Annotated in this window: 6 protein-coding genes and 1 pseudogene; 5 read left to right on the top strand and 2 right to left on the bottom strand. The window is 77.0% G+C overall.

From position 1 onward, the window contains the following. Positions 1 to 36 precede the first annotated feature (36 nt). The 4 genes from folP to HLB09_RS08945 all read left to right on the top strand — a co-directional run bounded on the left by folP (position 37) and on the right by HLB09_RS08945 (position 2907). Positions 37 to 909: a dihydropteroate synthase gene (gene folP / locus HLB09_RS08960; protein WP_409372990.1), complete on the top strand. Its 873-nt coding sequence runs from the start codon at positions 37 to 39 to the stop codon at positions 907 to 909. Further along, positions 906 to 1880 (top strand): dihydroneopterin aldolase, encoded by a 975-nt coding sequence (folB, locus tag HLB09_RS19925; protein ID WP_171203045.1) that lies wholly within the window; start codon positions 906 to 908, stop codon positions 1878 to 1880. Before folP ends, folB begins: the two co-directional genes overlap by 4 nt. After that, entirely contained in the window at positions 1877 to 2356 is a 480-nt protein-coding gene (locus HLB09_RS08950) for a DUF3180 domain-containing protein (protein WP_171203044.1), read from the top strand. The genes folB and HLB09_RS08950 overlap by 4 nt, the downstream gene beginning before the upstream one ends. 95 nt (positions 2357 to 2451) lie before the next feature. Then, positions 2452 to 2907 carry a hypothetical protein gene (locus HLB09_RS08945; protein WP_171203043.1) on the top strand — a complete coding sequence of 152 codons (456 nt, stop codon included), beginning with the start codon at positions 2452 to 2454 and terminating at the stop codon, positions 2905 to 2907. Positions 2908 to 2920: 13 nt separating this feature from the next. On the opposite strand, the gene HLB09_RS18480 is transcribed toward HLB09_RS08945, so the two are convergent. Beyond that, a complete protein-coding gene (locus HLB09_RS18480) occupies positions 2921 to 3859 on the bottom strand; it encodes a glycoside hydrolase family 26 protein (RefSeq protein ID WP_171203042.1) in 939 nt (312 codons plus the stop codon). Positions 3860 to 3869: 10 nt separating this feature from the next. Then, positions 3870 to 5717, bottom strand: a complete 1848-nt coding sequence (locus HLB09_RS08935; protein WP_171203041.1) for a glycosyltransferase family 2 protein — start codon at positions 5715 to 5717, stop codon at positions 3870 to 3872. A gap of 407 nt (positions 5718 to 6124) precedes the next feature. Here HLB09_RS08935 and hrpA point away from each other — a divergent pair. Then, positions 6125 to 9469 (top strand): annotated as a pseudogene (gene hrpA / locus HLB09_RS08930) (ATP-dependent RNA helicase HrpA); the annotation flags it as partial.

Genomic DNA, 9469 nt, shown 5'->3' with positions numbered 1-9469 from the left:
ACCGACGTCCCGCTCGCGGCCGTCGACCCGCCGCCCGTGCCCGGCCTCACCGGCCCGCCGGCCGGCCGTGCGCTCGTCATGGGCGTGCTCAACACCACGCCCGACTCCTTCAGCGACGGCGGCTCCTGGCTGGACCCGGCCGCGGCCGTCCTGCACGGCCTCGCGATGGCCGCCCACGGCGCCGACCTCGTCGACGTCGGCGGGGAGTCCACCCGGCCCGGCGCCGCACGGGTCGACGCCGAGGAGGAGCAGCGGCGCGTGCTGCCCGTCGTGCGCGCGCTCGCCGACGAGGGCGTGGCCGTCAGCGTCGACACCATGCGGGCCTCGACCGCCGCCGCGGCGCTCGAGGCGGGCGCCGCCCTCGTCAACGACGTCAGCGGCGGCCTCGCCGACCCCACGATGGCGTCGCTCGTGGCCGAGCGCGGGGTCCCCTTCGTCGCGATGCACTGGCGCGGGCACGCCGACGTCATGGCGGGCCTCGCCGACTACGGCGACGTCGTCGCGGAGGTCCGCGAGGAGCTCGCGCGCCGGGCCGAGGCCCTCCTCGCGGCCGGGGTCCGCGAGGACCGGCTCGTGCTCGACCCGGGGCTCGGCTTCGCCAAGACGGCCGAGCAGGGCTGGGAGCTGCTCGGCCGCCTGGACGCCCTCGTCGGCCTCGGCCGGCCGCTGCTCGTGGGGGCCTCGCGCAAGGGGATGCTCGGCGCGCTGCTGGCCGGTGACGACGGCGCCCCGCGCCCGGCCGGCCAGCGCGACGACGCGACGACGGCCCTGACCGCCCTGGCCGCCGCCGCGGGCGCGTGGTGCGTGCGCGTCCACGCCGTGCGCCCGAGCGCTGACGCCGTCCGCGTCGCCGCGCGCGTCGCCTCGGCCCGCGTGGCGACCGCCCGCCGCGGGGAGGGGGCACGGTGACGGTGTCCGAGGTGAAGGCGTCCGAGGTGAAGGCGTCCGAGGTGAAGGCGTCCGGGGTGACGGCGTCCGGGGCGCGCCCGGAGGTCGCCGTGGACCGCATCGAGCTCTCCGGCCTGCGCGTGCGCGGGCGCCACGGGGTGCTGCCCGCCGAGCGGGAGCTGGGGCAGGTCTTCGTCGTCGACCTCGTCCTCGAGCTCGACACCCGCGACGCGGCGGCCAGCGACGACGTCGTCGACACCGTGCACTACGGCGAGGTGGCCGAGGACGTCGCCGCCGTCGTCGCCGGCGAGCCCGTGGCGCTGCTCGAGCGCCTCGCGCAGCGGGTGGCCGACGTCGTCCTCGCCCGGGAGCGCGTGCTCGCCGTCGAGGTGGCCGTGCACAAGCCCCAGGCCCCCATCGGCGTGGCCTTCGACGACGTCGTCGTCCGCGTCCGCCGCGAGGCGCCCGCGCGCGGGGCCGACGGCGGCGACGGCGGGCCGGGGGGGACCCCGGTGGTGCTGGCCCTCGGCTCCGACCTCGGCGACCGCGCCGAGGTGCTGCGCTCGGCGGTGGCCTCCCTGGCGCGCGTCCCGGGCCTCGTGCTGACCGGCGTCTCGCCGGTCGTGGAGTCCGCCCCCGTCCGCCTGCCGGGCACGGAGGCGGCCGAGCGCCCGGACGAGGAGCAGCAGCCCTTCCTCAACGCCGTCGTCGTCGGTCGCACGACGCTCGCCCCGCTCGACCTCCTCGCCGCGTGCCACCGGGTCGAGGCCGGGCACGGGCGCGTGCGCCGCGAGCGGTGGGGGCCGCGCACGCTCGACGTCGACGTGGTCGACCTCGGCGGGGCGGTGGCGCGCGACGACGAGCGGCTCCTGCTGCCGCACCCGCGCGCCCACGAGCGCGCGTTCGTGCTCATGCCGTGGTCGCTCGTCGCCCCGGCCGCTCACCTGGCCGGGCCGGGCGGCGGCGTCGAGGGCGGCGGGGGAGCGCCGTGACGCCGACCCGCTGGACGACCCCGGTGGGGGTCGCCCTCGTCACCGCCGTCGTCGGCTTCGCCCTCGTCGGCCCGCTCGAGATGCTCGGGCTGACCCTCACGCGCCTGCCGTGGACGGCGGTCGCGGCCGTGCTGCTCCTCGCCGTCGTCGTGCTCGTCCTGGGCTGGCCGGTCCGCCGCTGGAACCGCGGGCACCGCGACCGCCCGCTGGACCCGCTGCGCGCGGCGCGCACCGCGGTGCTCGGGCAGGCCTCGGCCCTCGCCGGCGCGGCGCTGCTCGGCTGGTACCTGGGGCAGGTCGTCCACCTCCTCCCCGACGTCGCCTACCCGCTGCCCCGCCAGTCCGTGGTCGCGCTGCTCGTGGCGGCCGGCGCCGCGGCGCTGCTCCTCGTCGCCGGCCTCGTCGTCGAGCGCTGGTGCCGGCTGCCCGACGACGAGGACGAGGACCCGCCGGCAGGAGCCGCGAGCTCGCGGTGAGCGGGCGCGGGTCTCCGCCGCCCCGGGGGGCTGGCGCTGCGCGGGCGGCGGCGGCACGATCCGCTCGACGGCGGCGGGCGGACGAGGGAGGGCGCATGGCCGACGAGGACGCGGCGGCGGGCGGGTTCAGCGACGACGAGCGCGCGGCGGTGCGCCAGCGCGCCGAGGAGCTGCGGAGCACGAAGGGGCTCAAGGGGGCGGCGCGGCTCGCCAAGGAGCTCGAGGCGTGCCTGGAGGCCGTGGACGCGCTGGAGGGCGCGGACCGGCTCGTCGCGACGGAGCTGCACCGCGTCGTCACCGAGGAGGCGCCGCACCTGGCGCCGAGGACCTGGTACGGCTTCCCGTCGTACGCCCGCGACGGCGACGTCGTCGTCTTTTACCAGCCGGCGGCGAAGTTCGGGACCCGCTACGGCACCGTCGGCTTCCAGGAGGGCGCGGCCCTCGACGACGGGCCGATGTGGGCGACGTCGTTCGCGGTCGTCGACGTCGATGACGCCGTGCGGGAGCGCCTGCGCGAGCTCGTCCGGCGCGCGGCGCCAGCACCCGCCTGACCGCCCGAGCCGCTCAGGCGACGGGTCGGCGCAGGGCGTCGCGCAGGCCCGCGAGGCTCTCGCACGAGCTGTCGAGGCGCCAGTCGCGCTGCGCGTCGCGCTGGTCGTCCTCCGAGAAGTGGACCACGGCGGCCAGGCGGGGGAACTCCGTCACCGCGTAGGCGGCCCGGTACCAGTCGCCCTTGGCCCGCGGGTCGTCCGCGTGCTCGGTGGTCCCCGTCTCGCACAGCCAGACGGGCAGGTGACCGGCGCCCGGCAGGAGCAGCAGCCGCTCGTAGGGCGCGCGCACGAGCTCCGCGAGGCTGCGGTCGCGCCCGTCGCCGCGCCGGGGCTGCGCCGTCCCCCAGTCGTAGGCGTCGACGCCGAGCACGTCGACGACGTCCGCGCCGGGCCAGTAGTCCTCCAGCCGGTTGCCGGGCCGCGGTGGGCAGTCGCCGCCGTCGGGGCACCACACGAGGGGGACGTCACCGCCGAGCGCCCGCAGGCGGCCGGCCAGGACGCGCCAGGCCGCGCGGAACTCCGCGGCCGTCGGCCCGCCCGGGGAGGCCGACGAGTAGGAGTTCCACGACCCGTTCATCTCGTGCGCGAAGCGCAGCAGCGTCGGCTCGGGGCGCGCCGCCAGGTCTGCCAGCACCTGCTCCGCGCAGGCGTCGGGCCGGTCGGCCGCCAGGTCCCGCACCGCTGCCGGGGTCGGCTGCCACGAGACGAGGAGCGCGCGACCGGTCGCCCGGTCCGCGACCTGCGCCAGCGGCCGCCCCCACGCCAGGAAGTCGTGCACCAGGTCGAGGCGCCGACCGATCGCGCGTTCCAGTCGTGCGACCCCGGCCGGGGCGCCCTCGACCCCTCCCCGCTCGTGGACGAAGGCCCCGAGGAGGGCGCGGCCGGCGAGGGGCTCGCCCTCGGCGCCGCCCGGCTGCGGGCGCGCGCCGAGGAGGTCCCGCACCGCGCTCACGCGGCAGGCCTCAGGACGACGTCGGCAGGCGCGCGTGGTGCGCCGACGCCCGCCGGTCGAGGTCGTCCCCGACGAGCACCGCGCCCGTGACGACCTGGCCCGGTCCGCCGACGGCGGCCGGGACCGGCGCCAGCTCGAAGGTCGGCGGCAGCCCCAGGGCGGAGGCGAGGTCGACCTCGGGCTGCGCCTCCGCGGTCTCCGCCTCGTCCGCGCTCGCGGTCCTCCACCACAGGGCGACGGGGGCGAGGGCGGTGGCGAGGGTGATGGTCATCCACACGTAGAGGGCGGCGTAGGTGTGCCCCTGGGCGATGCCCGCGAGCATGCAGGCGACGGCGAAGGCCGCCCAGCCGAGGTGGAGCCGGAAGGTGCGCAGGCTGTCGCCGGACGTGAGCCGGCCCTTCGCCGTCACCTTGTAGGCCAGAGACCGCCCGCTCGCGGCGGTGACGGCCGCCGCGAGGTACACGGGCGTGGTGACGAGGTTGAGCAGCAGCCCGGCCATGCCCCAGGAGCGCCGCTCGTGCTCGACGAGGTTGAAGCGGCGCAGGTAGAAGAAGGAGCCGAGCGACGTGCCGGTCGTGGCGAGCAGCAGCACGAGCCAGGGCTGCCACGCGAGGTCGGACACCGTCACGCCGAGCACGAGGTAGAGGGCGGACAGCACGTTCCCGAGCACCCAGGTGGCGCCGACGGCGGGGTAGAAGAACTGCAGCGAGGCGAAGGAGACGCGCTGGTCCCACGTGAGCGCCCGGAACCGGTGGGGGGAGTGCTTGAGGACGATCTCGACGATGCCGTAGGCCCACCGCCGCTGCTGGGAGAAGAAGTCGGTCCACGAGGTGGGGCCCTCGCCGACGGTCACGACGTCGGGCGTGTAGACGCCCTTCCACCGCCGGCCCGTCGCCGGGTTGGTCGCCGTCGGCACGACCATCGCGGTGAGGTGGTCCTCGATGATGCAGTCCTGGTAGCCGTCGATCTGCTGCCAGGCGGCCGGCCGGAAGGCGTGGTTGGTGCCGATGAGCAGCGGGGCCCCCAGCGCGTTGGCCCCGCGCTGGATGACGCCGTGGAACAGGTAGGCCAGCTGGGCGGCCCCGCGGGCGACGATCGAGTCGGCCTGGTTGCCGTAGACCTGCGGCGCGACGACGTACGCGACGTCGGGGTCGGCGAAGTAGCCGAGGAGCCGCTCGAGCACGTCCCGGCTGGCGAGCGGGACGTGGTCGGGGTCCATCTGCGTCACGACGTCGTACCGGTGCTCGTGGGCGGCGCGCCAGGCGTTGTGGTTGCCGTGCTTGGTCTTCGCGCGGAACGGCCCGGACGCGGTGTTCCACTCGGCCACGCCCTTGCGGGAGAAGTGGTGGATGCCCAGCTCCGCGCAGCGGGCGCGGACGTGGGGGTCGTCGCCCTCGTCGAGCACCCACGCGTCCACGGGCAGGTCGTGCCTTTGGTCGAGGAAGGCCACGAGGGTGCGCTCGGCGACCTCCCAGGGCTCCTTGCTGGGGACGATGGTCGTCAGCATGGCCACCCGCAGGCCCGTCGCCGGGCGCATGGGCACGGGGTCGACGCCGCGGAAGGCGAAGTGGAGGCCGCTCGCGGTGCCCAGGAGCTGGAGCACCTGGAGGGCCACCACCATGACGACGCCGGCGACCACGGCGACGGCGGCGGGCAGCGGGAGGCCTGCCAGCGCCGGGAGGTTGCTCGGCCACAGCAGGTAGGTGATGAACGCGAGCACCAGGGCCGCGTGCAGGGCGCCCAGCCCCGCCACCACCGCCCTCTGCCCAGGGGCGAGGACCCGGCGCCAGCGGACGACGTCCCCGGTCGGCTGGAGGGGACCCGTCACGGACGAGGCCCCGTCGTAGCTGATGCCCACTGCTCCTCCTGTGGTCGAGGGCTGAGGGCGGGGCGGCGCGCGGGAGCCTCTGCCGGCCCCCGAGCCCCCACGGACGGTCACGACCCGTCCGCTGCGTCACCCGCTCGCAGGAGAAGTTACGGGTGATGGGTGACAGCGAGTCATGAGAGGCGCGTCCGACATGGCTGTGGGCGACCGGCAGTCACCCTACGTCGTACCGGTCCGCTCCTCGGGTGACCGGTTCGCGGCTTTCGCTTCCGTGTGACATGGCCCACGCGGACTAGGCGAAGGACTACCCGTGTGATCTGCATCACATTCCTGTCCCGCCGGCTCTGTGCTGCTCCGTCTGGGGGAGGGGTCGGCCGTCCGGTGCCGCGCCGGCGGGCGCCTAGGCTGGGAGGGCCATGACCGAGCGACGCCCGTCCGACCGGCGCGCCCGCCGCAGCGCTCCGCGCCGCCCGGGTCCCGAGCGCGACCCGGCGCTGGACCGGCTCGAGCCCGAGGTCGAGGCGGCCCGCGCCCGCCTGGCCGCCCGCCGCGCGTCCGTCCCGGCGCTGTCCTACCCGCCCGAGCTGCCCGTGTCCGGGGCGCGCGAGGAGATCGCCGCCGCCATCCGCGACCACCAGGTCGTCGTCGTCGCCGGCGAGACCGGCTCCGGCAAGACGACGCAGCTGCCGAAGATCTGCCTCGAGCTCGGGCGCGGGGCGCGGGGCATGGTCGGGCACACCCAGCCCCGGCGGATCGCCGCGCGGGCGGTCGCCGAGCGCGTGGCCGAGGAGCTGTCGGTGCCGCTGGGGGAGCAGGTCGGCTACGCCGTCCGCTTCACCGACCGGGTCAGCGACCGCACGCTCGTCTCCGTCGTCACCGACGGCATCCTGCTGGCCGAGGTGCAGCGCGACCCTCTGCTCTCGCGCTACGACACCGTCATCATCGACGAGGCGCACGAGCGCTCGCTCAACATCGACTTCCTGCTCGGCATCCTCCACCGGCTCCTGCCCCGGCGGCCCGACCTCAAGCTCGTCATCACCTCGGCGACCATCGACCCGCAGCGCTTCGCCGACCACTTCGCCGACGTCGCCGGCGAGGTGCCGGTCATCGAGGTGTCCGGGCGCACCTACCCCGTCGAGGTGCGCTACCGGCCGCTCGTCGAGGACGTCGACGAGGAGGACGACGACGAGGACGACGACGCGGGGGCCGGCCGCGACGACGACCGGTCCGGCGGACGGCCGGCGCGGGCGGCGAAGGACCCGGTGCAGGGCGTCTGCGACGCCGTCCGCGAGCTCGCGGCCACGGGCCCCGGCGACGTCCTCGTCTTCCTGCCCGGCGAGCGGGAGATCCGCGAGGCGTCCGACGCCGTCGCGCGGATGCAGCTGCGCGGCACCGAGGTGCTGCCCCTGTACGCCCGCCTGTCGGGGGCCGAGCAGCACCGGGTCTTCTCGGCGCACGGGCCCGGCGTCCAGCGGCGGGTCGTCCTGTCCACCAACGTCGCCGAGACGTCGCTGACCGTCCCGGGCATCCGGTACGTCGTCGACGCCGGGCTCGCCCGGGTCTCCCGCTACAGCGCCCGGCTCAAGGTCCAGCGGCTGCCGGTCGAGCCCGTCAGCCGCGCCAGCGCGGACCAGCGGTCGGGCCGGTGCGGCCGCGTCGCCGAGGGCGTCGCGATCCGCCTCTACAGCGAGGCCGACTACGACGGCCGACCGCGCTTCACCGACCCGGAGGTCCTCCGGACGTCGCTCGCCTCCGTCATCCTCCAGATGGCCGCGCTCGGCCTCGGCCGCGTCGAGGACTTCCCCTTCGTCGACCCGCCCGACCGCCGCCAGGTCGCCGACGGGCTCGCGCTGCTCACCGAGCTGGGGGCCATCGAGGGCGACGACGAGCGCGCCGAGGGCGGGGACCGGCGCGAGCGCGGCCCCGCGGAGCAGCGGCAGCTGCGGCTCACCCCGGTCGGGCGCCGCCTCGCGCGCCTGCCGCTCGACCCGCGCCTGGCCCGCATGGTCCTCGAGGCCGACCGGAACAGCTGCGTCGCGGAGGTCCTCGTCATCGCCGCCGCCCTGTCGGTGCAGGACCCCCGCGAGCGCCCCGTCGAGCACCAGCAGGCGGCGGACGCCGCGCACGCCCGCTTCCGCGACGAGCGCTCGGACCTCCTCACCCTGCTCGCCCTGTGGCGCTACCTCCACGCCCAGCAGGACGCCCTGTCCAGCAGCGCTTTCCGGCGGATGTGCAAGCGCGAGTTCCTCTCCTGGCTCCGGGTGCGCGAGTGGCAGGACGTCCACCGCCAGCTGCGGCAGCTCACGCGCTCGCTCGGCGTCGACGCGTCCTCCAGCGCGTCCTCCACCCCGGAGGGCGGGGCGGGGGCCCGGGACGACGACGGGGCCGACACCCTCGCCGAGGCGGACGACGACGGCCCGGACGGGGCCGGGGACGACGTGCTGCCCGGGAGCGAGCAGCAGGTCGACGCCGACCGCGTGCACGCCAGCGTCCTCGCGGGCTTCCTGTCGAGCATCGGGATGCGCGAGGAGCGCGCGAAGGACCCGCGGGCGGGGGCGCAGCAGGGCCGGGAGGGCCAGCGGCCCGAGCGCCGCGACCGCCGGGGCGTCGAGTACCTCGGCGCGCGGGGCGCCCGCTTCGCGCTGTGGCCGGGCTCGGTGCTGGCGCGCAAGCCGCCGGCGTGGGTCATGGCGGCCGAGCTCGTCGAGACCTCCCGGCTGTGGGCCCGCGGCGTCGCCGCCATCCAGCCGGAGTGGGTCGAGGCGCTGGCGGGCCACCTCGTCCGCCGCACGTACTCCGAGCCGCACTGGTCCAAGAAGCGGGCGTCCGTCGTCGCGTCCGAGCGCGTGCTGCTCCACGGCCTGCCGCTCGTGGCCGGCCGCACGGTCGCCTACGGGCGCGTCGACCCGGTCACCAGCCGCGACCTCTTCATCCGCCACGCCCTCGTCGAGGGCGACTGGGTGAACCACCACCGCTTCCTCGAGGACAACCGCGCGCTGCTCGAGGAGGCGGAGGACCTCGAGCACCGCACCCGCACGCGCGGCCTCGTCGTCGACGAGGAGGCGCTCGTCGCCTTCTACGACGCCCGGGTGCCCGCCGACGTCGTCTCCGGCGCTCACTTCGACCGCTGGTGGAAGGGCGAGCGCCGCCGGCACCCGGACCTGCTGACCTTCGACCCCGCGGCGCTGCTCGCCGACGCCGCCTCGGGCGTGCAGGTCGACGACTACCCGCTCACCTGGCGGGTCGGGGACCTCGACCTGCGCGTCTCCTACCGCTTCGCCCCGGGGGAGGACGACGACGGCGCCACGGTGCACGTGCCGATCCGCGCGCTCGCGCAGCTGGACCCGGAGCCCTTCGCCTGGCAGGTGCCCGGCCTGAGGCACGAGCTCGTCACGGCGCTCGTGCGCGGGCTGCCCAAGGCGGTGCGGCGCCACCTCGCGCCGGCGCCCGACCGGGCCGACGCCGTCCTCGCCGTCGCCGGCCCGCAGGACGGCCCCCTGCTGCCCGTCCTCTCCCGCGAGCTCGAGCGGCTCACCGGCACCGCGGTGCCCGTGGAGGACTGGGACCCGGCGGCCCTGCCTGACCACCTGCGCGTCCGCTTCGCCGTCCACGACGGCGACGACGACGGCCGCGAGGGGTCTCCGGTGCTCGGCGCCGGCCGCGACCTCCTGGCGCTGCGCCGCGCGCTCACCGCCGACGTCCGGCGGGCCGTCTCGGCGGCCGCCTCCGATCTCGAGCGCGGCGGCGCCCGCGACGCCGGGGCCGCCTTCGCGGGCGGCGCCCTC

This window comes from Pseudokineococcus marinus, from assembly GCF_013004605.1.
In the GTDB taxonomy this organism is placed as follows: domain Bacteria; phylum Actinomycetota; class Actinomycetes; order Actinomycetales; family Quadrisphaeraceae; genus Pseudokineococcus; species Pseudokineococcus marinus.
Note: the sequence above shows the minus strand (reverse complement) of the source record. Positions and strands in the feature narration are given on the sequence as shown.